This window comes from Nonomuraea deserti, assembly GCF_004348685.1.
GTDB lineage: Bacteria > Actinomycetota > Actinomycetes > Streptosporangiales > Streptosporangiaceae > Nonomuraea > Nonomuraea deserti.
Map to the genome: position 1 here is coordinate 1 of NZ_SMKO01000429.1, position 914 is coordinate 914.

Annotated in this window: 1 protein-coding gene; it reads left to right on the forward strand. The window is 70.6% G+C overall.

What is annotated here, in order from left to right; all coding sequences use genetic code 11:
- Positions 1 to 25: 25 nt before the first annotated feature.
- A partial coding sequence (sigJ, locus tag E1292_RS50525) for an RNA polymerase sigma factor SigJ (RefSeq protein WP_246091081.1) occupies positions 26 to 914 on the forward strand: 889 nt, incomplete at its 3' end.

Sequence of the window (914 nt, forward strand, 5' to 3'; positions counted from 1 at the left end):
GCGAGTTGAGAAGGATTCCATGCCGGTGTCAACGGATGAGGAAGACGCTGTCGGTTACCGGCCGTTGTTGTTCTCCATCGCCTACGGGATGACCGGGTCCGTGGGCGACGCCGAGGACATCGTGCAGGACGCGTTCCTCGGCCTGACCCGGGCGCAGCAGAAGGGAACTGTGATCGTCGATCCGAAGGCCTACCTGACCACGGCGGTGACGCGGCTGGGCATCAACCATCTGAGTTCGGCGCGGGTGCGGCGGGAGACCTACGTGGGCAACTGGCTGCCCGAGCCGGTCGTCGTACCCGCCGACAGGCCCGGCCCGGCCGAGCACGCCGAGCTGGCCGACTCCCTGTCGATGGCGTTCCTGGTGCTACTGGAGGCCCTGTCGCCGCTGGAGCGGGCGGTGTTCATGCTGCGCGAGGTGTTCGGATACGGCTACCCGGACGTGGCGCGGATCACCGGCAAGACCGAGGTGAACTGCCGGCAGATCTTCGCCCGCGCCCGGCAGCGCATCGCAGCCGGAGGGCAGGTGGCCGGCAGCGCGCCACCCCCCGAGCGGCGGGCGGAAGGCGAAGAACTCGCCCGCAGGTTCTTCGAGGCCGCCGCGGGCGGGGACATGGACGCGCTGCTCGGCATGCTCGCGCCCGACGTGGTCCTGCACGGGGACGGCGGCGGCAAGGTGCAGGCCTTCGGAAAGCGGTTGGCCGGGCGCGTGCCGGTCACCCGGCTGCTCCTCGGCGTTTTCCGCCGGGCCGGGATGCTGGGCGTCTCCCTCCGGCCCGCCTGGGTCAACGGCCGGCCGGGCGCCGTCAAGTTCGACGCCGAGGGCCACGTGATCGGCGTGATCGAGCTCGACATCGCCGACGGCACGGTCCACGCGATCCACTCGGTGACCAACCCCGACAAGCTAGCCCATCTCA